Source organism: Pantoea sp. A4 (assembly GCF_000295955.2).
GTDB lineage: Bacteria > Pseudomonadota > Gammaproteobacteria > Enterobacterales > Enterobacteriaceae > Pantoea > Pantoea multigeneris.
In genome coordinates this window covers 1-24,344 of record NZ_ALXE01000002.1, presented here as the reverse complement: position 1 = coordinate 24,344, position 24,344 = coordinate 1, and the positions used below count along the sequence as shown (strand labels likewise).

The window sequence follows — 24,344 nt, the reverse complement described above, 5'->3', positions numbered from 1 at the left end:
AAAATAATTTGTGCTACAGCAAGGCTGGCAAGCTTGGGAATCCCCGGGAGCATACTTCAGTATGTGACCGGGGTGAGCAAGCGCTGCCAACGCAGCTGTAGTGCAAAGTATGAAGCAGGATTAGCGTTCGTCGCGACGGCCGCCCACAGCTGCCCACAACCTGCGCACATGCACGGTCACTTCTTCGCGGTCGTGATACAGCTGGCGCGCCTGGATCTGCGCATTAACGCCCTGCTCTTTCAGCGCGGCATCGATCATCGCCAGGTTTTGCGTCACTTCCTCATAGCGTTTTTTCATTGGCAGCTTGAGGTTGAAGATGGCCTCACGGCACCAGCCGTTCACCAGCCACTCGGTCATCAGGCTCGCCACTCGCACCGGTTTTTCCACCATGTCACACACCAGCCAACTGATGTTGTTGCGGGCAGGACGGTACTTGAAGCCATCTTCACGACAGTGGGTCACTTGCCCGGTATCCATCAGGCTGGGTGCCATTGGACCGTTATCGACGGAGTAGACCCACATGCTGCGTTTTACCAGCTGGTAGGTCCAACCGCCCGGACATGCGCCGAGATCCACCGCGTACATACCGCTCGCCAGGCGTTCATCCCACTCATCTGCGGGAATAAAGACGTGGAACGCCTCTTCCAGTTTCAGCGTAGAGCGGCTTGGCGCATCCGACGGGAACTTAAGACGTGGAATTCCCATATAGAACGGCGAATTGTTGCCGGTCAGTGAGTAGCCAACGTAGCAGGTGCCGGGTGCAATAAAGAACACATGCACTACGGGGCGCTTCGGCGATTCATAGTTCAGGAGAATTTTGCTCTCACGCAGGCTGGCACGCAGCGGTACGGTCAACTTGCGGCAGAACTTGGTGAGTTCTTTGGCTTCATTGGTATCCGGTACTTCAACGCGCAGCTCACCCGCCTTCTCTACGACGCCGGTCAGCATGCCGACAATTGGCGTAATGCGATCTTCTGGCGGTAAATCACGCAGTAATTCACCCACCACCACCATTTGGCGCGCAAAGATCAACTCGGCGAACGGCAGGGTTTTAATCAGTTTTTCTGCGTCTTCTTGTTGATAGCACTCAAACAGCACGTAGCCGGAGTTCTCTTTGACGCGGGCAAAGCCAAAGACTTCACGCTCCGTGGCCTTTGCCGTAATTTCTGCCGCACACTCTTTCTCAAATCCAGGACGGCAATACAGTAATACTTTATTCATGGCGATCGGCCCTTTGTTTCAGACGCAAAGCGCCAACTAACATCACTAACCAACCAATCAGGAAGAACATTCCTCCTACTGGCGTAATAAACACCCACACCTTCAGATGTGATAGCGCAAGGCAGTATAAGCTGCCGCTGAACAGTACCGTGCCTAATGCCAGCAGGGCGCTGCTCCAGTAAAACCAGATATTCGCCCGGCGTAACATCGCCGAGCCAAGCCCGATAATGGCCAGGGTATGCCAGGCCTGATACTCCAGACCGGTATGGATCCACGCCATTTCGGTTGCACCGAGTGATTTACTCAGCACATGAGCGCCAAAAGCGCCAAAGGCCACCAGCACGAAGCCGCTGATGGCTGCAAAGATAAACATTGCACGACTGGACATCAGACTTTCCTCAAGGTATTTCACTGCACGTCACTGTACAGAACGCACCAGACTAATGATCGTAACGGAAATGCAGCGTCTCTTGTTCATTCGCCGCTTTTGCCAGAATCCACTGTCGGAAGGCGGCTATTTTACCCAGTTCTGCCTGGCTGTCATGACAAACCAGATAAAAAGCGTTTTTACTGACTAAGACATCATTGAAAGGACAAACCAGGCGGCCGGCCTGAATCTCCGTTTGCGCCATCACATTGTTGGCTAAAGCGATGCCCTGCCCGTGGATAGCCGCCTGTAACACCATCGCACTGTGGCTGAAGATCGGCCCCTGCTGCACATTAATATGTTGCAGGCCGAGCTGGCGGATATACGTTTGCCAGTCCCGTCGGGAGGCATCATGCAACAGGGTAAAGTTGCCCAGATCGGCTGGCGTTTTCAGCGCATTTTCGCCGGTCAGCAGTGTTGGTGAGCATACCGGCAGCAAATATTCTGCGTACAGTTTCTCCACCCGCAGCCCCGGCCAGTTGCCGCGCCCATAAAAAATGGCCACATCGACGTCATCCGCCAATTTCTCTTCATCACGGTCAACCGCCTGGATACGCACATCAATCCCCGGATAAGCCAGATTAAAGCTAGAAAGGCGCGGCACCAGCCACTGAATCGCGAAGCTTGGCAGCAAGCTCACCGTCAAGGCACCCTTGGCACTCCGCGCCTGCAATTTGCGCGTTGCATCATTCAAGGCAGAGAAAATCTCCTTGATATCCAAATAGTAGCTTTGACCTTCTTCGGTGAGTAATAGCGAACGATTCCTCCGCCGAAACAGCTTAAGACCGAGAAAATCTTCCAGAGATTTTATCTGATGGCTGACAGCAGCCTGGGTAACAAACAGCTCTTCAGCGGCTTTAGTAAAGCTCAAATGACGCGCAGCTGCATCAAAAACCCGCAGAGCATTGAGCGGGGGAAGGCGTTTCGACATGGGTTACCGCATCCGGGAAAAGACCACAATACGTTTGCTTATAACAGAGGCATCCGTATTAGTTTTTTTAATCCGAGACATTATAAATTGTCCGTTGAGGAAGCTCCAGCAAATACCTATAGTTGCCGCACTTCCTGAGCCGGAACGAAAAATTTTTAGGAATTGCGAGTTATCTCGCAGACTTTCTGGGGATTTTTGGCTTGTGGTCGTGATGTTGTGTTTGCATTTTGATCCGACAGCTTACGGATCAAGCTTTTAATTCCTGTAGATTTACCCTGTCTGTCCAAAGTGATTTACATAGCACCGCGATTGCGGTGCTTTTTTTTGCCCTGAAATCACCCAACGACTAGATTTCAATCACCACGTTACCCTGCGGTACGCTACAGCACGAAAGGATATACCCCTCTTCAACATCCTCATCGGTGATACCGCCGTTGTGGTTCATCTCCACCTCTCCTTCCATGCACTTCACCTTGCACGTGCCACAAATGCCCATGCCACAGGCTTTCGGGATGGTAATACCTGATTTTGCCGCAGCGGCGTGAATGGTTTCACCCGGTGCAATCTGCACACTTTTGCCGTGGCTGGCGAAAGAGACCAGATTCAGATCGGCGGTTTCTAACGCATCCGCCAGAGTTTCCGCCTCCTCGGCTTCCTGCTTAGCCTGCTCTTTGGCGGGTGCCGGGGTCGCGCCAAACGACTCTTCATGGTAGCGATGCATCGGAAAGCCCGCTTCTTGCAGCATTTTCTTCACTGCATTCATGTAAGGGGTCGGGCCACAGCAAAAAATTTCTCGCTCACGGTAGTCAGGCGCAATCATCTCCAGCATGGCGTAGCTGAAAAAGCCGCGATAGCCGCTCCAGTGTTGGCCCGAAGTGTAGCGCTCGCAAACCAGACTGAGTTTGAAACTGGGAATACGCGCAGCCATGTTTTCCAGATCGCGCTTGAACACAATGTCTTCCGGGGTACGGGCACTGTGGACAAACTCCATATCCACATCGGCGCTGGTATCAAAATACCAGCGCGCCATCGACATCATCGGCGTAATGCCCACGCCCCCCGACAGGAACAGCACCTTGCGGCTGGGAAAATCGATGCAGTTAAACTGGCCCACCGGGCCGTGTACCGCCAGCTCCATCCCTTCCTGAATATTATCGTGCAGCCAGTTTGAGACCAGACCACCCGGCACACGTTTCACGGTAATAGAAAAACTGTAAGGCACCGAAGGCGAGCTGGAGATGGTGTAAGAGCGGAAAATGGTCTCCTGCTCGATCGGCAGCTCTAAGGTGACAAACTGGCCCGGTTTAAAGAAGAAGATCGCTGGCTGCTCAGCCATGAAGTTAAAGGTCTTCACGTCCCAGGTTTCCTGTATCACCTTGACGCACCGCACTGCATGACGCCCGTTGCTCCAGGTTCGCGTGGTGACGGGTTCAAAAGAGCTCGGGTTCAGTATTGTAATGTCTTGCGTGCTCATCATGGCATTTCCTGTCTCGGGTAGAGGAAATGAAAAGCCAAAGGAGGCTCTCCAGTGCGGCCAGACAATGTGGCCAATAGCTGGAATTCTGGTGTTATCCCCGGTTGGGCATTTGTTTATTCACGACATGGAAATGCCTAAAACAGCGCTTACAGGTTCGTGCTTTGCTGGCAGCGTCTTTAACTGAGGGGATCGATGTCGCAGGTAGAACATTCGCAAGATTTGAATCAGTGCAGCATTCAGCTTAACAGTTACCCACACCTAAACTGCGGCATTGGTTTCCCGCACAGCTGGGGCCTGGTTGACATCCGAATGTGTTGCACACAAACACAATTTTCGTTCACCCGCGCGAGAAGAAAGCCATTATGAGCAATATCGATTTTCTGAATATCAGCTGTACCAGCATTGACGAGGCGAGAGAGAAAACCACTGAGCTGCTCGAGCAGCGCCAGCCTAACTACTCTCTGGCACAGGGGTTGTATAACGACCCTGCGCTGTTTCGTGTAGATATGGAGGAGATCTTCCAGAAGGAGTGGCTTTTCGTCGGGATGAGCAGTGAAATACCGAAAAAAGGTGACTACTTCACGGTTGAAATTGGCCAAAACCCGGTACTGATCCTCAGAGATGGCGAAGGGAAGATCTCTGCCTTCCACAACACCTGTCGCCATCGCGGTTCGCGCCTGTGTTCTAAAGAGCGCGGTAAGGTCGCTAACCTGGTCTGCCCTTACCACCAGTGGACCTATGACCTGAAAGGCAATCTGCTGTTTGCCGGATCGGAGACCAATCCAGGTTTCGATATGAAACAGCACGGCCTGAAGCGTGCGCACTGTAAAACAGCCGGCGGCTTTATCTTTGTCTGCCTGGCGGAGTCCGCACCGGTTTCTGATTTCGATGACTTCCTGCTGACGCTGGAAGAGTACATGGAGCCGTATGACGTCGAAAATACCAAGCTGGCGGTTGAGTCGAATATGTACGAACGCGCCAACTGGAAGCTGGTGATTGAGAACAACCGCGAGTGCTATCACTGCGCGGGCAGCCATCCTGAGCTGCTCAATTCCCTGCTGGAGTGGGACGATATCAATGACCCACGCGCACCGCAGTCTTTCCTCGACTACTACAACAAACACGCCGCGCAGTGGGATGAACAGGGCATTCCACATCGTCACCGCAGTTTTGGCCTGCGTAACCGCATTGTGCGTATGCCGTTAAAAGAGGGAGCCAAAGTCATGACCATTGACGGCGGCACCGGATCGGGCAAATTACTGGGCCGCTTTACCAGCTATTTCCAGGGCTCGATGCGCATCCTGCATCTGCCAAACTCCTGGAACCACATGCAGAGCGATCACTTTATTGTGTTCCGCGTGTTGCCGATCTCCGCCCAGGAAACCATGGTAACCACCAAGTGGTTTGTGCATAAAGATGCCGTCGAAGGGGTGGATTACGATCCTCAGCGCCTGCGCGAAGTGTGGGATGCCACTAACGATCAGGACCGCGTACTGGGTGAGGAAAACCAACGTGGCATCAACTCCATGGGGTATCGTCCTGGCCCCTATTCCGAGTCCCATGAGTTCGGCGTGATCAACTTTATTGACTGGTACAGTGACATCGTCCTGAAAAATCTGCACCCCTGACAGCACAGAGCCAGGCAACGCCTGGCTCTGATTTTCTGCGGTATTCCTTTCTTAATCCCTATGAAATCAAATATCTACCCCCCCACACATGCTCAACGATTTGCGGAATGTCATGCCGTTATGAAAGCAAAATTTTTTTAATAACACATACGTTATTAAAAAATGCTTTAATAGCCCCCGGAGTAATTAAATGTTTTTTTAATAACCAGGGACATAATGAAAGGATTTTTATGAAGCGTGTATCCGGTCAAATCCTCAAAACCACTAGCTATGATGAAACTGTCAGCGCATTTATGCCGCTCCCTTTACCCCCCTCTGCACCCGAGCTCGATCCAGCATCTTTCATTGAACTGAATGAAAAAGCGGAAAAATCACTGGCAAGATTGTCTGGCATGTCAGGGCTGGTATCGTCGAGCGAATGGCTTGTCTACAGCGCTATTCGTAAGGAAGCCCTGCTAACTTCGCAGTTAGAAGGCACACAGGCTACCCTGACAGATATTTTTGATGAAGAGGCCGGGCTTTCTGTCACGAATGTTGATGATGTAGAAGAGGTCACTAACTACCTACAAGCGTATAAGTTTGTTCACGATCAGATGAGCTCTCCTTCAGGTTTGCCCGTTTGTGTTCGCCTGCTAAAAAATGCTCATCAGGTACTATTATCCGGCGTTCGGGGCACCACGAAACAACCAGGTGAAGTAAGAACGACGCAAAACTGGATCGGTGGTACAAGGCCAGGAAATGCATCCTATGTTCCGCCACCGCCGGAAAATGTTGGAGAGTTGTTATCTGACCTGGAGAAATTCATTCACGCCCCCAATCCTTCTCTACCACCTCTTGTTCGCATCGCCCTTGTTCATGCTCAGTTTGAAACCATTCACCCTTTCCTGGATGGCAACGGACGCATCGGTCGTTTGCTTATCGCTATGCTGCTAGAAGAATGGAAGCTTCTGAATGAGCCACTGTTATACGTTTCAGGGTATTTGAAACAGCACCAGCGTTATTATTATCAGTGTCTGACAGATATACGGACCAACGGAAATTGGGAGCAATGGGTTGCCTTTTTCCTGGAAGCAGTCACATTTTCAGCCGAAGAAGCGCAACAAGGTATCATCAAAATAGCCACTCTTTTTGCGGATGACAGAAAAAGGATGCTATCTCTTAAATCGACATCCGTTCATAGCATCCGTCTATTCGAATTTTTACCGACAATGCCTAAGCTGACCGTTGATCGAGCCGTTACACTGCTGGAAGTCACTTATCCAACAGCAAATGCAGCGGTGAAAAGTCTGGTTGAGGCTGGCGTATTGGTTGAAACTTCCGGCAGGGCCCGACACAGAAGTTACGAGTACTATCGATACGTAGAACTTCTGCGGGAATGACTAACGGAGAGTCATGCTCGAGCGCAGCGCATACCGATCAATACCTGTTCGTGCGCTGCGTTCTATGAAATATCAACTTCAGGTAGAAAAAAGGGCTATCAAGATAAGCTATTCAGCGTAACACCCCTTCCTCCAGTAACAGGTCATAGATGGCCTGCGCCATTTTCTCAACTGGCTCATCGCGCATCACCTTTCCCCCTTCGCTTTGAGCTTTCGCTGTGGCCGCTTTAAAGCGATCCGCAGCGGTTTTGGCCTTTACCACTTTCATCCGTTTTGGTCGTTTACGCGCAGCAGTGACTTGCCACGCAGCCCGCGTTTCATCCTCTGCAATCACCTGCGCGGTTTCACAGGCGAAGATGGCCCGGCTGCCAGGGCCGAAAGCACTCTGGCGCGGCACGCTGGCGGCCATATCCACACTGGCAATAAACGGCAGTGGAACGCGCAACGCACGACGCTGCCCGCGCGGTAAAGCCTGAAGCACCTGCGCTTCGCCCCCCTCAACCCGGACAATCTCAGCAATCCCCATCACCAGGGGGATGCCCAACTGCTCCGCCAACAGAAACGGCAGCATACCGGAAGACTCGCCCTGCTCAGCCCGCTTACCGGTGAGGATGATATCGGGCGGTTTACGCTGGAGATAATCCACCAGCGTTGGCACCGCATCGGCGGATTCCCCGACTGATAACACTCGCAGAGATTTCACGCCCATGCCGGCATAGGCGCGCAACGCGGGCGTTTCGACATCGCCTGCATGCAACACTTCCAGCTGCTGCGGGGCCAGACGCAGCGCCATCTCTACCGCGCGTGCATCTTGTTCCGCACGGCGATCGCGCCCGGAATCCGGATGTTTACCCACTGAGATCAACGCCGTAATGCGGAAATTATCAGGCTGCATCATCCAACGCCTCCTTACGATTTTGCTGCACCAGTCGCTGCAGTTCTGCCAGAATTTCGTCGCTGTCCGCAATCACACTCAGCGCCGCACGCTTCACCATGTCACAGCTGATATCGGTATTGATGGCAATCACTTTGTCGCACTGCCCAATGCCTTGCAGATGCTGAACGGCACCGGAGATGCCCACGGCCACATACACTCTGGCCGTAACCCAAGTCCCGGTAGCCCCCACCTGACGAAAACGCGGCATATCGCCGTTATCCACCGCGACCCTACTCGCCCCTTCGGTGGCCCCCAGCGCCTGTGCGGTCTGATGGAACTGCGCCCAGTGATGCACGCCATTACCGGCGGAGAGAATAAATTCCGCCTCGCTCAGCGCCACGGCATTAGGATCAACTGCAACCGGCCCGTCATCAATAATCCGTGCGCGTGTCGCCGTGGTGCTGGAGAGCGCCAGCGGTAACACTTCATGACGCGTCTCATCAATGTGATCGGCACACTCTTCCGCCAGCAGCAAAACACGCGGCGTCATGCGGGCAATATCCTGCGTACCTGCCGCGCCACGACAGAGCGTCTGTTCAGTATCCACTTTCCATGCCTGAGTGGCTGGCCGTTCGCCGATGCGCGCGGCCAGGCGACAACCCAGCTCAAAGCCGCCGGAGATGCTGTCCGGGAACAGCCAGTAGCGTGGTGCAATTTCCTGCTCCACCTGTGCCAGCACCTGAGTTCGCGCTTCGGGGCTGTATCCGGCATATTCGCTGCCGTTGATCAGCATCAACCGATCAACCCCGGCCTGAGCAAACTGCGTTTCACGGTGTTCCGCAAACACAATTACTAACACCGCGCCTGCACCCCCGGCCTGGCGGATTAACGCATGCGCCTGGCCAATCGCATCGCGATCGTGACTGCTCAAGCGTCCACCGACCATGTCCGGCACCACCGCCACGTAGTAATCGGCTTGATCTACCCGATGCAGCGGCAGTTCGCGAGCTTCGGCCGCGCGGGCCACGCCCCGAGCCGGGATCTGTTGCGGCGCGATAACGTTCATCCGATCAATACGTTTAATGCCGTTAGGGCCGATATACCCCAACACATGCGGGTTTTTGCGCAGCACGCCGGAAGCGCCACGCAATGTCATGACGTTCATCGTGACTTCATGGTGCTGCGGGTGCAGGCGGTTGCGGATAATCCACTCCCGCCGGGGATCTCTGCGAATAATGTCATTCATCAGGCCATCTCCACGGCTATTTCGATGCGACGGCTGCTCTCGCGCTGCTGGCGCTCCGCCATGGTCAGCGCTTCAGCCACCAGCTCGGCAATGTCTTTCACCACCGGACGCGGTTCTACTACCCCCTCTAACATCGCAGTACATTGCTGGCAGCCTACGGCAATCAGCTCAGCACCGGTCTGTCGGGCATCGTCCATGCGCATGTCCGCAATCCGTCGTTCGCCGGGGATATCAGTGATCGGCGCACCGCCACCGCCGCCACAACAGCGGGAGCGAAAACCGGATCTCTCCATCTCAACCAACGTCATGCCGAGGCTGGCGAGCAGCTCACGCGGTGCGGCATACTCACCGTTGTAGCGGCCCAGATAGCAGGGATCGTGATACGTGACGTTGCTGCCTTTGCTGGCGTTGAGACGTAGCCGCTGTGCTTTCACCAGGTTGTTAATAAAGGTGGAGTGATGCAGCACTTCAAATGCTGGTTTTTCCCCGGCGGGATAAAAATCAAGGTACTCATTTTTCAGGCAGTGAAACGCATGGGGATCGGTGGTGACCAGGGTTTTAAACTGGTACTGGCTCAGCGTAGCAATATTGCGTTTCGCCAGACGCTGGAACGTGGCTTCGTCGCCCAGACGGCGCGCCATATCGCCACTGTCCGCCTCTTCATCTCCCAGCACGGCAAAGTCCACACCCGCGGCATTGAGGATTTTCACAAAGGCACGCAGGATCCGCTGACTGCGCATATCAAATGCCCCATCGGAAACCCAGAACAGCACGTCCGCGCTTTTCACCTGTTTCATTAATGGCAAGTTCTGATCGGCTGCCCAGTGGGTACGATGCTGCGGGTTAAAACCGTTTGGGTTATCGGTGAAGATGAGATTTTCCAGCACCTCAGTGCCTTTGCCTGGCGTGCTGCCCTTCTCCAGCGTCTGAAAACGGCGCATATCGACCACCGCATCCACGTGCTCAATCATCATCGGGCACTCTTCCACACAGGCGCGACAGGTGGTACAGGACCACAGCGTTTCAGGGGCAATCAGCCCGCCGACTATCGGCTGATGCGCATCGCCGACGGCATTCCCCACGGCAATACCGGGATGGGGGCTGCCGCAAAACTTTGCATCACTGCCGCCCGCCATGCCGACCACCATATCCTGAATCAGCTTTTTCGGATTCAACGGCTGCCCCGCCGCAAACGCCGGGCAAACCGCTTCACACTTGCCACACTGCACGCAGGCATCAAAACCCAACAGCTGATTCCATTTGAAATCGGCTGGCTGCTCCACCCCCAACTTCGGTGCCGCTAAATCAATCGCTTTCAGTCCGGTGGATCTGCCGCCGCCAAAACGCTCAGGACGGCGATGAAAAGCCAGATGGAGTGCTCCGGCAAACGCATGTTTCATCGGGCCGCCCCAGCTCATGCTGAACACCAGCCCACCGAGCCCCCAAATAATCCCCACGACGAGCAGGATGGAAATCGCCCAACGGCCAACATCAGAGGAGACGGCCGCAGAGAGCGGCAAGGTGGTGATGAAAAAGCTAAAGGCAAACATCAGCAGGCTTTTCGGCAAACGCATCCACGGCCCTTTGGAAAGGCGGGATGGCGGGTTGCGACGGCGACGATAGACAAACACGGCGCCGGTAAACATCATCACTAAGGCGGCTGAAAGTGCCACATTCAGCACCCAGTTGGAGATGCCCAACAGGTGGATCGCCACCAGTAAAACCAGTGACAACACGAAGCCACCCGCAGTAGCCACGTGGGTATTACTCATGTATTTATCCCGCGCGACCACATGGTGTAAGTCCACCATATAGCGGCGCGGCATCGCCATCAGGCCGCGTAGCAGCCTGACTTTTTCCGGCCGGCCTCTGCGCCACAGGCTAACGCGTTTCACTACACCAGCCACCACTAACACCAGCGCGGCGGCCAGCAACAGCGGCAGTAATTGATCGAGTATCATGCTGTGCTCCTTAATCACAAGTCCTTGCACAGCCGCAGCGCATCATAGATTGCACCGTGGACGTTATGCTGGGAGATGCAATCACCCACGCGCCACAGAATCATGCCCTTCTCTGTTGTCGCGAGAATCGGCTGGGGTTGCAACGCAAACAGCGCCTCGTTATCAATCTGCCCTTTGTTCAGTGAGTCCGCTTTCAGGGCAAAGTAGAGTTCATCATTGGCGTAGGTGCCGTTCTCCACCACCACCTGATCCACCACTCGCTCCTCTTGCTGGCCGGTGTATTCGTTTTCCAGCAACGCCACCAGCTTATCGCCCTCGCGATAGACTTTTTCCAGCGCCAGGTCGGCAGTCATAATCACCGCCTTCTCGTAGAGGCTGCGGTAATAGGTCGGGAACGTGGTGCCACCAATGCCCACTCCTGGCTTGATATCGCCGGTAACCAGTTCCACCAGCGACCCGTTTGAGGCCAGAAAATCTGCCGCTGACATGCCGGAGAATTCGCAGATAGCATCATAAATCAGCACATTTTTACCCGGCTCAACCGTGCCATTAAGAATGTCCCAGGTGGAGACCACCAGCCCTTCCGCTGCACCCCACTCGGGATTTTGTTCGAGGAACGGGCGACCGCCGGTGGCGAGAATGCAGACATCGGGTTTGAGGTCGTTAACAATCGCGACATCCGCCTCAACGCCCAGCTGCACAGTGACGCCAAGGCGCGCTAGCTCCATCGCCAGCCAACGGGTGATACCCGCCATTTGATCGCGTTGGGGTGCTTTAGCAGCCGTAACCACCTGGCCGCCCAGCTCCTGAGCCCGCTCCAGCAGCGTGACTTTATGACCACGTTCAGCAGCCACGCGGGCGGCTTCTAATCCACCCGGTCCGCCCCCCACCACCACCACATGGCGCAGCGGCCCGGTGGTCTTTTCGATAATATGCGGCAGCCCGAGATACTCACGCGACGTCGCCGCATTCTGGATGCACAGCACATCCAGACCCATGTACTGACGATCGATGCAGTAGTTGGCGCCCACGCACTGACGGATCTGGTCGACCTGATTGAGCTTAATTTTGGTGATCAGATGGGGATCGGCAATGTGCGCACGCGTCATGCCGACAAAGTCGACGTAGCCCGCCGCCAGAATACGCTGTGCCTGGTTGGGATCTTTAATGTTCTGCGCGTGGATCACCGGAATGGACACCACCTGCTTGATGCCCGCAGCAAGGTGTAAAAACGGCTCCGGGGGATAGCTCATATTGGGGATCACGTTTGCCAGGGTGTTGTGGGTATCACAACCCGAGCCGACAACACCGAGGTAGTCAATCATGCCGGTATCGGCGTAGTAGGCGGCGATCTGGCGCATGTCGTCATGGCTCAGACCGTCCGGGTGAAACTCATCCCCGGTGATACGCATCCCGACCACAAAATCGGGGCCCACGGCGGCGCGCACGGCTTTCACCACTTCCAGACCAAAGCGCATCCGGTTTTCAAAGCTGCCGCCCCACTGGTCGGTACGTTTGTTCACGCGCGGCGACCAGAACTGGTCGATCAGATGCTGGTGCACAGCCGAGAGTTCTACGCCATCCAGTCCACCCGCTTTTGCCCGCTTGGCCGCCTGGGCAAAGTCGCCAATAATGCGCCAGATATCCTCTTCTTCAATGATTTTACAGGTGGCACGGTGCACCGGTTCACGGATGCCCGAAGGAGACATCAGGTGCGTCCAGTTTTCACCGTCCCAGCGTGAACGCCGTCCCATGTGGGTAATCTGGATCATGATTTTGCCGCCGTGCTTATGTACAGCGTCCGCCAGATTCTGGAAATGGGGAATGATGCGATCGGTGCTGAGGTTAACGGAACTCCACCAGCTTTGCGGGCTATCAATCGAAACTACACTGGAGCCGCCGCAGATACAGAGGCCACAACCGCCTTTGGCTTTCTCTTCGTAATATTTCACATAGCGATCGGTCGTCATGCCGCCATCAGTGGCATACACCTCTGCATGTGCGGTGCTGACAATGCGATTACGGATGGTGAGTTTATTAATATTCAACGGCTGAAACAGAAGATCAAACTGTGACATGGCTGCACCTTAAATGAAGACGAAAGTATTTCCGGCAACTTATTTTTACGTTGCCTTTTCTTATCTGGATTTAAATAGAGCGACAGCGTTATACGCAGAGAAATAAATTCAGCGTATAACGCCGGGTGAACATTTACAGTGGTGAGACTTCAAAAATACCGACATCCTTGCCATGCTCAGCCGCACTTTGTGTCTGCACGGCACGCGTGGATATTTTAAAACCAAGGCTTTGTGCGACCTGATCCATCGCCCCGGCAAACCAGCCGGTAAACATATAATCGACTTTGCGATCGACCTTGCTATACTGATAAACAAAGGCGGAGTTTTCGAGACGAACGCGCGCAGTGCCTTTCTCAATATCAATCGCTTCGGTAATAAAGAATCCCCAGCCACGTTGAGAAAGGCGTTTCATATAGTGTTCAAACACCGCTTCGCCGCGAATACCATGCAGCTCGGCTTCTTTTTCACACCAGTAGTAGGCGGATTTATACCCTGCCTTATACAAAATGTCGGCGTATTTTTCCGCCCCTATTTCTTCTTCAATCGCCATGTGATTATTGACAAAGAAGTGGCGCGGCACATACAGCATGGGTAACGCATCACTGGTCCATACGCCTGTTTCACTGTCTACATTAATGGGTAATTCCGGTGCATGTGAAGGCATTGTTATTCTCCCCAAACTTCAGCCAGAATATTCATCCAGTTTTCACCCATAATTTTACGCACCTGTTTCTCCGTGAAACCATGGCGTAACAGCGCAGCGGTTAAATTAGGGAACTCGCCTAAGGTACGAATACCTTCCGGGTTGATAATTTTGCCAAACTGCGTCAGTTCGCGCGCATAGCCTTTGTCATGGGTGAGCCATTCAAAAAAGTCCTGACCGTGGCCCTGGGTAAAATCAGTTCCGATCCCAATCTGATCTTCCCCGACCAGATTAAAGATGTAGGCAATGGCTTCGACATAATCGTCAATCGTTGCGTGAATGCCTTTTTTCAGGAAAGGGGTAAACATGGTGACGCCAACAAAGCCGCCGCGATCCGCAATAAACTTCAGTTCCTCATCTGATTTATTGCGCGGATGGTCTTTTAACCCGGTCGGCAGGCAGTGCGAGTAACACACCGGTTTTTTCGAGGCCAGAATCACCTCTTTCGAGGTTTGCGCGCCCACGTGTGAGAGGTCACACATCATGCCGACGCGGTTCATTTCTGCCACCACTTCATGCCCAAAACCGGATAAACCGCCATCACGTTCGTAGCATCCGGTGCCAACGAGGTTTTGTGTGTTGTAGGCCATCTGCACCACGCCTACGCCCAACTCCTTGAATAACTGGACGTAGCCCAGCTGATCTTCAAAAGCATGGGCATTCTGGAAGCCGAACAAAATCCCGGTTTTCCCTTCACGCTTGGCGCGGCGAATATCTTCGGTGGTTTGGACCTTAGTCACCAAATCGCTGTTCTCTGCGATCAGCTGGTTCATCGCGACAATGTTATTTGCCGTGCTCTGGAACCCTTCCCAGACCGACACGGTACAGTTCGCTGCGGTGATCCCTCCCTGGCGCATATCGACGAACAGTTCCCGGTCCCACTTTGCAATCACCAGCCCATCGATCACCACCGCATCATTGTGCAGTTCACTTGCGTTCATAGTCTCTCCCGTTGAATCTGTTTGCCCGCGACGTTGTTCATTGCTGACAGCATAGGATTAACCACAGGGGGAAATTGTTCTGAAAACGTCACTCTGCTGGCTGGAAACGCAGCTTTGCCAGCCCAGTAATCACGCGGCTTCAGGACAAAAAAAGCCTGCCTTGATCGGCAAGCTCTTTTGCGACACAACCAGAGGAAAAATTTGGGTCAGGTCAGCGGTAACGGGACCGAACCATAAGTAGGTTCGTAGCGGGCTTCACCCAGTACGCGCAGCGACAGAGAGAGAAGCGACTCTTCATTTTTGCTGGCAAGGCCAGGCAAGTCGGTGATGATGAGCTGCGAGAATTTTTTGTCCTCATCCCGGTTCCCCTTTCCCTTGCGCTCCTCACGCGGTGGGATGCCGATATATTCGCGATAGCATTTGCTAAAGTGCGGCGTAGAGATAAACCCACAGGCAAGGGCTATTTCGATGATCGACAGCGAGGTCTGTTTGAGCAGTTGCCGCGCCCTGAACAGCCGGAGTTTCATGTAGTAACGTGAAGGCGAACAGTGCAAATACTTCTGGAACAGGCGCTCAAGCTGGCGGCGTGACAGGCCAACGTATTTGGCCAGATCGTCCAGCTCAATCGCCTCTTCGATGTTCGCTTCCATCAGTGACACCACTTCCACCAGCGTTGGCTGGGTAGTACCAAGCACATGACGGAGCGGAATACGCTGATAGTCAGACTGATCGCGTACCCGATCGCAAATAAACATCTCGGAAATGGCGGTGGTCAGTTTGTAGCCAAAATCACGCTGAATCAGATGCAGCATCATATCCATCGGCACCGTGCCACCGCTGCTGGTCATGCGATCGCGTTCAATCACAAACAACTGGTTAGTGCAGATCACTTTTGGATAAAGCTCCTGCATCGAGGCAATACATTCCCAGTGTGCGCTGCAGTGATAGCCATCCAACAGTCCGGCTTCAGCCAGCAGGTATGGCCCGGTACAGACGCCGCCGAGCAGCGTTTTTTTCCGTGCCATCGCCTGTAACCAACTGATTTGTCGGGTGCTGTAGCTGCGGGTGATGTTTACCCCGCCCACCACGATCAGCACATCCAGCGTCAGTGATTCCAGCATCGCGCTGTCAGGCGTAATGGAGATGCCATCACTCGCGGCTATCTGGTTACCGTCCTCACTGATGGTGCACCAGTTGTATAACTCCTTGCCGCTGAGCTGGTTTGCCATTCGCAGAGGTTCAACCGCCGCCGCCAGCGCCATCATAGTAAAATTGCTAATCAGTAAAAAACCGACATTGCGTACTTTGGGTTTATCTGCAGTCGTCTGAAATGCAGTATTTGTCTCGAGCATGAGCACAACCCTCTAAATGTATTACCGAAAATTGATAAAATCGGGTTTGTAACATTATGATTCTCTGCCGTGAAAATCTGTAGCAATTGATATGCCACTGTCAAGCGAAGCTACTAGATTCGTGATGGCACACAATAAATAATGTTTTATCGCTTCGGCAATCTGACTTTCAGCACTGTTTTAGTGCAAAGATTGCTTAATAATAGGGCAATATATAACGCAGCTCACATTTTCCCACGTGGCGACAATTTGATCAAAAATACAGCGGAGAGACTACCCAGAAGCGACTTTCATCCGTTAGCGTCAAAGTAATAAAATATGACATTACGAAAACATAAAAATGAAAAAAGCGACCTCTGAATGTCAAAAAACGACAGAGGGCAAGATTAGGCTGTTTTAATTGCGTCATCACTTTATTCAAAAACCCGCCAGAGGTTTTAAAAATCACCATATAAATCAAAAGCATTTTCTTTTTCACTGTCTGATTTCATTACCTTTTACGGTAATAAGCCGAAGTGTGGATATTAGCGCTTTTTTATAAACAAAAATCATATGACCAAAAAATACACGCCATAACACATTGAATTAAAGGTGTTTTATTATGAAAGCTTCTGTTAACACTTCCGATTCATCCCATTTTGCCCTGCACTTACGTCGAAACCGTGTTGATCGCTGTAAAACTTTATGCAAGTATCCTTTCACACCGGACAATTAATAATCATGCATCCTGAAAAAAGGGATACCACGCTAACCGAACATCAAACAACAATTAAAAGAGAGATCGATCACAATAAAGAAAACCGCATACGATTAAAGACAGACAATTACAATGCTCATGTTTGGTGGATTAAAACCCTTCGATATAAAACCGAAGGAATAATCTCTCCCGGCAATCATCATGGTAATTTTCTGACTTTGATCCTCATCACTTCAATTCGAGATCAGAACAATGTCGAGACATCTATCTATTGAAGATCTACCGCTTAACCGTTTTCACAAAATACTGACTGTGCGATCGGCGGGCGGTACTTTTGTTGATGGTTATGTATTAAGTATTATTGGCATCGTCATGGCAAAAATCACCGTCGCTTTAGGCCTGGACGCTTTCTGGCAGGGGCTTGTGGCCTCATCAGCACTCATCGGAATATTTTTTGGTGGCTTTTTAGGTGGGTTTTTGACGGATAAATTAGGTCGCCGCCTGCTCTATTTTGTTGGTCCCGCTCTGTTTATTATTTTTTCCCTGCTCCAGCTCTGGGCTGAAAGTGGCATGCAACTCTTCATCTACCGCTTTATGTTGGGCGTGGCAGTGGGGATTGAATATCCGGTTGCCTCCGCGTTTCTGGTGGAATTCCTGCCAAAGAAAAATCGTGGCCCAAGGTTGGCGGGGATCACCATTATTTGGTTCGTCGGCGCGGCGGCCGCGTACATTATTGGCGAACTGATCCTCCGGTATGGTGGGGATGATGCCTGGCGCTGGGTGATATCCAGTGCGGCACTGTTTGGCCTGATCCTGTTCTGTCTGCGCCTGGGGACGCCAGAGTCTCCGCGCTGGCTGTTAGGCAAAGGCCGCATTGCTGAAGCTGAGCAGGTGATAAAAAAAACCTATGGCGCGCAGTACGGGGTCGCAAATTTACCTGCTGAAGAACCGCGCAAAAAACTCTCGTTTATTAACCTGCTGCACTCTGGTTATGGTAAACGCATGGCGTTTGTCAGCCTGTTCTGGACCTGTGGCGTGATCCCCCTGTTCGCGGTCTACGCTTTTGGGCCCATCGTGCTGGATGCACTCCACGTGACCGGCGAACTGGCCTCTATCGGCACCATTATTATTACCCTGCTGTTCGTTGCCGGGTGCATTCTCGCGACCTCACTCATTAACTACCTGGGGCGGCGTAATCTGATCCTGCACAGCTTCTTCTGGTCTGGCCTCGCCCTGCTGCTGCTAGGCTGGCAGCACGATGCCTCGCCGGTGGTTGTGCTGCTGCTGTTCAGTGCTTACGCGCTGTTTATTGGTGGTGCGCAGGTGCTGACGCTGGTTTATCCCAACGAAATCTTCCCAACGGAAATCCGTGCTGCTGCCGTCGGTGTTGGTATTTCCATGTCACGTATTGGTGCTGCCGCTGGCACCTGGCTGGTCCCCATCTCACTCCAGACCCAGGGGATTGAAGTGACGATGTATATCTCCGCCGCCATTACGTTCTTCGGCTTGCTGGTCTCCTTCATCCTCGCACCGGAAACCAACAAGATGGATCTCAACGATGCGGCTTCGCTGAGTAACACGCCTCCTGCTAACTCGAATGAACCCATTACCACACAACGCGTAAAAGAGATGCCGTAACCCTTCCATTCAATGCTGTCTGTTAAGCCATGATGCGTGACCGGTCATGGCTTCTCTCCACACCGGGAACTACGCCATGAAAAACAGAGCATCAACATCCGCCGCGACGTTACGTAAAGTCACCACAGCTGCCGCCATCGGTAATTTTGTTGAATGGTTTGATTTTGCTGTCTATGGCTTCCTTGCCACGCTGATCGCCCAACAGTTTTTTTCTGCGAGTCAGCCCCATGCCGCGTTATTACAGACCTTTGCCGTCTTCGCTGTGGCTTTTGCCCTGCGTCCACTCGGCGGCATAGTTTGTGGCATGCTGGGGGACAAACTGGGACGCAAACGTATTCTGTCCCTTACCGTGCTGCTGATGGCCGCTGCGACCACCGTGATTGGCCTGCTACCGACGTATCAAAGCATTGGGTTATGGGCACCGATCCTGTTGACGCTGACCCGCTGCTTACAGGGATTCTCCGCCGGTGGCGAATACGCAGGTGCCTGCGCCTACGTGATGGAGCACGCCCCAAATCACAAGCGCGCCTGGTACGGCAGCTTTATCACCGTTTCCACCTTTACAGCGTTCGCCTGTGCGGCCGTGCTGACCTATGCGCTGGATGCCGTGCTCAGCGTTGAACAGATGAGCCTCTGGGGCTGGCGCATCCCCTTCCTGATTGCCGCACCATTAGGGCTGGTCGGGGTTTATCTGCGTCTGCGCATGGAAGAGACGCCAGCATTCCGTGCCACGCTGTCAGAAAATCACAGCGCACCACACTCACCGCTGGCAGAAACCGTGCGTCATCAAGGGGGCAATATTCTGCGTCTCGGTGCGTTTATCTCACTGACCGCACTGAGTTTTTATATGTTTAACACCTATTTTTCCACCTACCTCCAGTTGGAAGGACACTTTAGCCGTACCCAGTCACTGCTGGTCTCTACCCTGGCGCTGCTGTTTGCCGCCGCCCTTTGCCCGCTGGCTGGCGCACTTTGTGATCGCATCGGCAGGCGAAAAACCATTCGGCTCACCGGCTGTTGGGTCATTTTCACCGTCTATCCGGCTTACTGGCTGGCAAACAGTGGTCATCTTGGCGCGGCAATCTTTGGCGTCTTGCTGCTGGCAACAGGGGCGGTTTTATCCGGAGTGGTCACGGCGGCGCTGCTGTCTGAAGTGTTCCCGACACGGGCTCGCTATACGGCTTCAGCCATTACATACAACCTGGCCTATACCCTTTTTGGCGGTACGGCGCCTTTAGTCGCCACCTGGTTAATCAGTTTGACCGGCAGCAGCCTGGCGCCGGCGTTCTATCTGATTCTGGTGGCATTACTGGCTATGTCAGGCGGTATGGCACTGCCTGAAACGTCTCGCATTTCGCTACAGGATGAGCCCGATGTGCAGGAGAAATTACGTCATCGCGGGCGCGCATCGGTGAATTAACGGGAGGGGGTCACGAAGCGCCCATCAGGGCGCTTCAGGTCAAGATTCAGTGATAAGCAGTGAATGCCTTAATCCATCTCAACCATCTCTTTCACATCAGTACGGTTAATCTGCTGCTTGTTGCCATTGGCATCTTTATAGCCGATCATACCGGTATCTGAGTCTACCTGCGGCTTGCCTTTAGCGATGATGGTTCGACCATCGTTGGTGTGCATCACATAGTTACTGGAGCAAGCAGCCAGGGTAAAGGCCATGGTACAGACAGCCAGCACTGCGACGAGTTTTTTCATCTTCTATCTCCTTACAGATTGATTGCACAAAACCACCCGCATTTCGCTGGTTGACAGCAGAAAACAGAGAGATCGACTGCAAATGTCGACGCGTTATGCGGGTATTGGTTAATACCTTGCAATAATTAGCATAACGCGCTTTTCCATCTTTGCCAGGCTGAAACCCAGCTTTCGGTCTGGTCCTGGTTAACAGAAAGCGAGTCCGGCATGACCTTTTTCAATCCTGGCGCATTTCGTCAGCAGTTTCCTGCCCTGGCCGATGCAGGTGTCTACCTCGATAGCGCCGCGACGGCGCTGAAGCCTCAGGTGGTGATCGATACCACCCAGCAGTTCTATAGCCTGAGCGCGGGGACTGTGCATCGTAGTCAGTTTGCTGCCGCGCGTGAATTGACTGAGCGCTATGAGCAGGCACGGCAACAGGTGGCGGACTTCCTGCACGCGGGCGATGCCCGGCAGATCATCTGGACACGCGGCACGACCGAATCGATCAACCTGGTGGCCAATAGCTGGCTGTTACCGCGTTTGCAGCCAGGGGATGAAATTTTGGTGAGTGAAGCGGAGCACCATGCCAATCTGGTGCCGTGGCTGATGGTCGCCGCCGCGCGTCAGGCTCGCGTGGTGAAATGGCCACTGGGCGAGGATCATCTGCCGGATATGACGCTGCTGCCACAGCTCCTCAATGCGCGTACCCGGTTGGTCGCGGTGAGCCAGATGTCTAACGTCACTGGCGGTTGTCCGGATCTGGCGCAGATTATCCCGCAGGCACATGCCGTGGGTGCCAAAGTCCTGGTGGATGGTGCTCAGGGCGTGGTACACCATGCCCCGGATGTTGCCGCCCTGAATATTGATTTCTATGCCTTTTCTGGCCACAAGCTGTACGGCCCGATGGGCATCGGCGTGCTGTATGGCAACGCAGTGCTGCTGGCTGAAATGGCACCGTGGCAAGGGGGCGGGAAAATGCTCACCGAGGTGAGTTTCTCTGGCTTTACCCCGCAGCCCGTTCCCTGGTGCTTTGAAGCCGGAACGCCCAATGTCGCAGGCGTGGTGGGGTTGAGCGCCGCACTGACCTGGCTGCAACAACACAATTTGCCGCAGGCAGAACTATGGTGTCAGCAGCTGGCGAGCATTGCTGAAGAGCAGCTGGCGGAAATCAGCGGTTTTCGCAGCTTCCGCTCTGGTCAGTCGAGCCTGCTGGCGTTTGAGATTGCCGGTATTCATCACAGCGATATCGTGACCCTGCTGGCAGAGCATGGCATTGCGCTGCGGGCTGGGCAACACTGCGCCCAGCCACTGATGCAGGCACTCGGCGTTAGCGGCACGCTACGCGCTTCATTCGCCCCCTATAATAATCTCCAGGATGTGGATGCGCTGGTACGCGCCATGCGCAGCACGGTGGAATTGCTTTCGGAGTTTTAACATGTCACAGCAGATTGGCCAGCACCCGTTTGGCGACCTGATCACCCGCGCGGGGCTTGAGGAGAAATTTGCCCATTTTCACCAATGGGAGGATCGCTATCGTCAACTCATCCAGTTGAGCCGACAGCTTCCGCCGCTGGACGAAGCGTTAAAAACACCGGAGATTGAGCTAAGCGGCTGTGAAAACCGGGTCTGGTTGGGAAGCCAAAAACGCAGCGACGGAACCCTACATTTTTATGGTGAAAGTGAGGGGCGGATTGTACGCGGATTGCTGGCGGTATTGCTTACTGCGATTGAAGGCCAGACGCCACAGGCCCTGCTGGCGCAAGACCCGCTGCAACTGTTTGACCAGCTTGGGCTACGCGCTCAGCTTAGCGCCTCACGCAGTAGCGGATTAAAAGCATTGGCTGAAGCGGTACATGCCGCCGCACGCGCAGCGGCATAGTTTCAGGCTTTGCGCGCTAACCGCGCCTGGAACTTTTTCAGTGCGTGAGAGACGGCGACAAAACCAAAGGTGGCGGTCACCATAGTGGCTGCCCCAAAGCCCGATTCACAGTCCATCCGCTTTGGCCCTTCCGCCGTGGCACGGGAAGCACAAACGCTGCCATCTGCCTGCGGATACACCAGGTGTTCGGTGGAGAAGACGCAGTCAATGCCGAGCTTACCCTTGTTGTTCTTCACCACACCCATCGCTTTCAACCGCTCACGCAGTTTCGCGGCCAGGGGATCTTGCACCGTTTTTGCCAGATCGGCGACCTGAATCTGGGTCGGATCGATCTGTCCACCCGCGCCACCGGTGGTGATCAGCGGGATTTTATTCCGTCGACACCAGGCGATCAGGGCCGCTTTGGGGCGCACGCTGTCAATGGCATCAATGACATAGTCAAACCCGGCAGACAGCAGCTCAGCGGTGTTTTCTGGCGTAATAAAGTCATCAATACAGATGATCTCGCAGTCGGGATTGATCGCACGCATCCTGTCCGCCATCACTTCCGTTTTGGCTTTACCCACGTTCTCTTTGAGCGCATGGATCTGGCGGTTGGTATTGGTCACACAGATATCATCCATGTCGATCAGGGTAATTTTACCAATCCCCGTGCGCACCAGCGCTTCAGCGGCCCATGAGCCAACGCCGCCAATACCAATAACGCAGAAATGGGCATCTGCAAAGTGTTGCAGCGCGTCTTGCCCATACAGACGCGCGGTGCCGCCAAAGCGTTGCCGCCAGGCGTCATTAACCACAGCCATAACAAACCTTATAACGTGAGCGGGCGCGCAGGCCCGCAGTCAGGAATCAGTTGGAACCTAATAACATTGAGCCATTATTACCGCTTTGCACGTTACTGAACAGCGTCTGACCACTGCCAGGGGCAGATTTCAGTACCCAGACACGACCATAGTGGTTATAGAATCCAGCCAGGTGTGCCGCATCCGGCCCGATCCCCTGATAGATGTCAAAGTGTTGGCCTTTAATGGCCCCGCCAACGTCCAGCGCGACCATCAGGCGCATTTCATACTGTCCGTTGAATTTGCCTTTCGCATTCAACTGCGGCACTTCTGCGAGCAGCACCGTTCCGGCAGGAATAATCGAGCGATCGGAGGCGACCGAGGCCTTCGCAATTAACGGCACAGCGCTGGCCCCGCGCACGGGAGCGAAATTTTCCGGCTTGAAGAAGACAAACGAGGCGTTGGTTTCCAGCAGTGACCGCACTTCCTGCGGTGAGTGCTCCTGCGCCCACTGGCGAATCGCCTGCATCGACATATCTTCGCGTTTCACTTCACCACGATCGATCAGCTCTTTACCGATACTGTGATAAGCCCAGCCATTTTTGCCACCGTAACCAAAGAAGCTCAGGGGCTGTCCGTCACCGAAGTCCACATAGCCGCTGCCCTGCACATCCATCATGAAGTTATCAATCAGCGAGTTGCTGTAAGCCACCACATAGTTATCGCTCAGTGCACCGCTGTAGATGCTGGCGCGGCTAGGTAATTTTTGCCCACGTTTGCGTGGCGGCATACGGTAGATCGGATACTGGAATTCACCCTGTCGGGTATAGCGTGCTTCAACCACCGGGGTGTAATAACCGGTAAATTGCACGTTGCCGTAATTATCCGTTCCTTCCATCTGATAGGCATTAATACCGAACTGGCGCAGCTGACGGGTATCACCGCCGGAAAGCAGCCAGTTTTCTACCGCACTGTAGGTGCCGGTATTGCGGCCAAATAACCCGGTGGCAGCGTACTGAATCTGTCGCACCTGGTCGCTAAAATCTTTGCCATTCACGGGGCGGCCTTTGGCATTCGGCTGATTAACCAGCGCCAGTGGCTGGTCCAGTTTTCCGTCTATATATTGCTGGCCGCGATCGGTAGGCCTGGAGCTACAGCCAGCCAGCAGCGCAATTACAGCGCCAGTAAGTACATACTTCGTCCAGTGTCCTTTCATTGCAATCTCATATAAGAAGGCGTGCCAGCCGCGACGATAGCAAAGGGGCAGTCAGAAAGGAATGCGTCCCTGTTGCTGCCGTGCATGGCAGTATAATTAATAATCAAAAAACGGCTAAAACCCGCTTTTCCCGCTAAATTTACGAATTTACTGGAAAAAAAAGTTGCATCGCCGCGCTCGCAGAGTATAGTGCGCATCCACGGACGCGGGGTGGAGCAG

At 53.6% G+C, this 24,344-nt stretch carries 21 protein-coding genes; 6 read left to right on the top strand and 15 right to left on the bottom strand.

The genetic code is table 11. The features are described 5' to 3' along the window. Positions 1-120: 120 nt before the first annotated feature. The 4 genes from rlmM to B880_RS0100820 all read right to left on the bottom strand — a co-directional run bounded on the left by rlmM (position 121) and on the right by B880_RS0100820 (position 4,056). The gene (gene rlmM, locus B880_RS0100835) at positions 121-1,221 is read right to left on the bottom strand and encodes a 23S rRNA (cytidine(2498)-2'-O)-methyltransferase RlmM (RefSeq protein ID WP_017345489.1); all 1,101 of its coding nucleotides are present in this window, start codon (positions 1,219-1,221) and stop codon (positions 121-123) included. Continuing rightward, a complete protein-coding gene (locus B880_RS0100830; protein WP_017345488.1) occupies positions 1,214-1,609 on the bottom strand; it encodes a DUF423 domain-containing protein in 396 nt (131 codons plus the stop codon). Before B880_RS0100830 ends, rlmM begins: the two co-directional genes overlap by 8 nt. A 52-nt stretch (positions 1,610-1,661) precedes the next feature. Beyond that, positions 1,662-2,579 (bottom strand): transcriptional regulator GcvA, encoded by a 918-nt coding sequence (locus tag B880_RS0100825; RefSeq protein WP_017345487.1) that lies wholly within the window; start codon positions 2,577-2,579, stop codon positions 1,662-1,664. Between the two features lie 346 nt (positions 2,580-2,925). Further along, complete coding sequence (locus B880_RS0100820; protein ID WP_017345486.1) at positions 2,926-4,056, bottom strand: hybrid-cluster NAD(P)-dependent oxidoreductase; 1,131 nt, start codon at positions 4,054-4,056, stop codon at positions 2,926-2,928. A gap of 362 nt (positions 4,057-4,418) precedes the next feature. Between B880_RS0100820 and B880_RS0100815 the strand changes: the two genes are divergently transcribed. Both B880_RS0100815 and B880_RS0100810 read left to right on the top strand, forming a co-directional pair. After that, positions 4,419-5,684: an aromatic ring-hydroxylating oxygenase subunit alpha gene (locus B880_RS0100815; protein ID WP_017345485.1), complete on the top strand. Its 1,266-nt coding sequence runs from the start codon at positions 4,419-4,421 to the stop codon at positions 5,682-5,684. A 230-nt stretch (positions 5,685-5,914) separates the two neighbouring features. Further along, positions 5,915-7,063, top strand: coding sequence for a Fic family protein (locus tag B880_RS0100810; protein ID WP_017345484.1), 1,149 nt, complete (start codon positions 5,915-5,917; stop codon positions 7,061-7,063). Between the two features lie 112 nt (positions 7,064-7,175). Here B880_RS0100810 and etfB read toward each other — a convergent pair whose 3' ends face one another. The 7 genes from etfB to B880_RS0100775 all read right to left on the bottom strand — a co-directional run bounded on the left by etfB (position 7,176) and on the right by B880_RS0100775 (position 16,221). Then, entirely contained in the window at positions 7,176-7,961 is a 786-nt protein-coding gene (gene etfB, locus B880_RS0100805) for an electron transfer flavoprotein subunit beta (protein ID WP_017345483.1), read from the bottom strand. After that, positions 7,948-9,186: an electron transfer flavoprotein subunit alpha gene (gene etfA / locus B880_RS0100800; RefSeq protein ID WP_017345482.1), complete on the bottom strand. Its 1,239-nt coding sequence runs from the start codon at positions 9,184-9,186 to the stop codon at positions 7,948-7,950. The genes etfB and etfA overlap by 14 nt, the downstream gene beginning before the upstream one ends. Then, positions 9,186-11,147 (bottom strand): (Fe-S)-binding protein, encoded by a 1,962-nt coding sequence (locus tag B880_RS0100795; RefSeq protein WP_017345481.1) that lies wholly within the window; start codon positions 11,145-11,147, stop codon positions 9,186-9,188. Before B880_RS0100795 ends, etfA begins: the two co-directional genes overlap by 1 nt. Before the next feature lie 14 nt (positions 11,148-11,161). After that, positions 11,162-13,225 (bottom strand): oxidoreductase, encoded by a 2,064-nt coding sequence (locus B880_RS0100790; protein WP_017345480.1) that lies wholly within the window; start codon positions 13,223-13,225, stop codon positions 11,162-11,164. A 133-nt stretch (positions 13,226-13,358) separates the two neighbouring features. Beyond that, positions 13,359-13,889, bottom strand: a complete 531-nt coding sequence (locus B880_RS0100785; protein WP_017345479.1) for a DUF5943 domain-containing protein — start codon at positions 13,887-13,889, stop codon at positions 13,359-13,361. Between the two features lie 2 nt (positions 13,890-13,891). Then, positions 13,892-14,869: a dipeptidase gene (locus B880_RS0100780; RefSeq protein ID WP_017345478.1), complete on the bottom strand. Its 978-nt coding sequence runs from the start codon at positions 14,867-14,869 to the stop codon at positions 13,892-13,894. 206 nt (positions 14,870-15,075) lie between these two features. Beyond that, positions 15,076-16,221: a GlxA family transcriptional regulator gene (locus B880_RS0100775; protein WP_017345477.1), complete on the bottom strand. Its 1,146-nt coding sequence runs from the start codon at positions 16,219-16,221 to the stop codon at positions 15,076-15,078. A 949-nt stretch (positions 16,222-17,170) separates the two neighbouring features. Between B880_RS0100775 and B880_RS0100765 the strand changes: the two genes are divergently transcribed. Both B880_RS0100765 and B880_RS0100760 read left to right on the top strand, forming a co-directional pair. Beyond that, positions 17,171-18,556 carry an MFS transporter gene (locus tag B880_RS0100765; RefSeq protein WP_017345475.1) on the top strand — a complete coding sequence of 462 codons (1,386 nt, stop codon included), beginning with the start codon at positions 17,171-17,173 and terminating at the stop codon, positions 18,554-18,556. 76 nt (positions 18,557-18,632) lie between these two features. After that, positions 18,633-19,976, top strand: a complete 1,344-nt coding sequence (locus B880_RS0100760) for an MFS transporter (RefSeq protein ID WP_017345474.1) — start codon at positions 18,633-18,635, stop codon at positions 19,974-19,976. Between the two features lie 68 nt (positions 19,977-20,044). On the opposite strand, the gene B880_RS0100755 is transcribed toward B880_RS0100760, so the two are convergent. Further along, entirely contained in the window at positions 20,045-20,266 is a 222-nt protein-coding gene (locus tag B880_RS0100755) for a YgdI/YgdR family lipoprotein (RefSeq protein WP_017345473.1), read from the bottom strand. Between the two features lie 207 nt (positions 20,267-20,473). Here B880_RS0100755 and csdA point away from each other — a divergent pair, with 207 nt between their 5' ends. Both csdA and csdE read left to right on the top strand, forming a co-directional pair. Continuing rightward, complete coding sequence (gene csdA, locus B880_RS0100750) at positions 20,474-21,682, top strand: cysteine desulfurase CsdA (RefSeq protein WP_017345472.1); 1,209 nt, start codon at positions 20,474-20,476, stop codon at positions 21,680-21,682. 1 nt (position 21,683) lies between these two features. Continuing rightward, a complete protein-coding gene (csdE, locus tag B880_RS0100745; RefSeq protein ID WP_017345471.1) occupies positions 21,684-22,127 on the top strand; it encodes a cysteine desulfurase sulfur acceptor subunit CsdE in 444 nt (147 codons plus the stop codon). A gap of 2 nt (positions 22,128-22,129) precedes the next feature. Here the strand turns inward: csdE and tcdA are convergent, their stop codons facing one another. The 3 genes from tcdA to B880_RS26970 all read right to left on the bottom strand — a co-directional run. After that, positions 22,130-22,930 (bottom strand): tRNA cyclic N6-threonylcarbamoyladenosine(37) synthase TcdA, encoded by an 801-nt coding sequence (gene tcdA, locus B880_RS0100740; protein WP_017345470.1) that lies wholly within the window; start codon positions 22,928-22,930, stop codon positions 22,130-22,132. Positions 22,931-22,976: 46 nt separating this feature from the next. Further along, complete coding sequence (mltA, locus tag B880_RS0100735; RefSeq protein ID WP_017345469.1) at positions 22,977-24,125, bottom strand: murein transglycosylase A; 1,149 nt, start codon at positions 24,123-24,125, stop codon at positions 22,977-22,979. Next, on the bottom strand, positions 24,122-24,344 hold a 223-nt coding region (locus tag B880_RS26970; RefSeq protein WP_036645059.1), incomplete at its 5' end, for a hypothetical protein. The genes B880_RS26970 and mltA, both read right to left, overlap by 4 nt.

Coding starts and splice junctions, on each gene's coding strand:
- rlmM (WP_017345489.1), bottom strand. CDS start 1,221: ATGAATAAAGTATTACTGTATTGCCGTCCTGGATTTGAGAAAGAGTGT.
- B880_RS0100830 (WP_017345488.1), bottom strand. CDS start 1,609: ATGTCCAGTCGTGCAATGTTTATCTTTGCAGCCATCAGCGGCTTCGTG.
- B880_RS0100825 (WP_017345487.1), bottom strand. CDS start 2,579: ATGTCGAAACGCCTTCCCCCGCTCAATGCTCTGCGGGTTTTTGATGCA.
- B880_RS0100820 (WP_017345486.1), bottom strand. CDS start 4,056: ATGATGAGCACGCAAGACATTACAATACTGAACCCGAGCTCTTTTGAA.
- B880_RS0100815 (WP_017345485.1), top strand. CDS start 4,419: ATGAGCAATATCGATTTTCTGAATATCAGCTGTACCAGCATTGACGAG.
- B880_RS0100810 (WP_017345484.1), top strand. CDS start 5,915: ATGAAGCGTGTATCCGGTCAAATCCTCAAAACCACTAGCTATGATGAA.
- etfB (WP_017345483.1), bottom strand. CDS start 7,961: ATGATGCAGCCTGATAATTTCCGCATTACGGCGTTGATCTCAGTGGGT.
- etfA (WP_017345482.1), bottom strand. CDS start 9,186: ATGAATGACATTATTCGCAGAGATCCCCGGCGGGAGTGGATTATCCGC.
- B880_RS0100795 (WP_017345481.1), bottom strand. CDS start 11,147: ATGATACTCGATCAATTACTGCCGCTGTTGCTGGCCGCCGCGCTGGTG.
- B880_RS0100790 (WP_017345480.1), bottom strand. CDS start 13,225: ATGTCACAGTTTGATCTTCTGTTTCAGCCGTTGAATATTAATAAACTC.
- B880_RS0100785 (WP_017345479.1), bottom strand. CDS start 13,889: ATGCCTTCACATGCACCGGAATTACCCATTAATGTAGACAGTGAAACA.
- B880_RS0100780 (WP_017345478.1), bottom strand. CDS start 14,869: ATGAACGCAAGTGAACTGCACAATGATGCGGTGGTGATCGATGGGCTG.
- B880_RS0100775 (WP_017345477.1), bottom strand. CDS start 16,221: ATGCTCGAGACAAATACTGCATTTCAGACGACTGCAGATAAACCCAAA.
- B880_RS0100765 (WP_017345475.1), top strand. CDS start 17,171: ATGTCGAGACATCTATCTATTGAAGATCTACCGCTTAACCGTTTTCAC.
- B880_RS0100760 (WP_017345474.1), top strand. CDS start 18,633: ATGAAAAACAGAGCATCAACATCCGCCGCGACGTTACGTAAAGTCACC.
- B880_RS0100755 (WP_017345473.1), bottom strand. CDS start 20,266: ATGAAAAAACTCGTCGCAGTGCTGGCTGTCTGTACCATGGCCTTTACC.
- csdA (WP_017345472.1), top strand. CDS start 20,474: ATGACCTTTTTCAATCCTGGCGCATTTCGTCAGCAGTTTCCTGCCCTG.
- csdE (WP_017345471.1), top strand. CDS start 21,684: ATGTCACAGCAGATTGGCCAGCACCCGTTTGGCGACCTGATCACCCGC.
- tcdA (WP_017345470.1), bottom strand. CDS start 22,930: ATGGCTGTGGTTAATGACGCCTGGCGGCAACGCTTTGGCGGCACCGCG.
- mltA (WP_017345469.1), bottom strand. CDS start 24,125: ATGAAAGGACACTGGACGAAGTATGTACTTACTGGCGCTGTAATTGCG.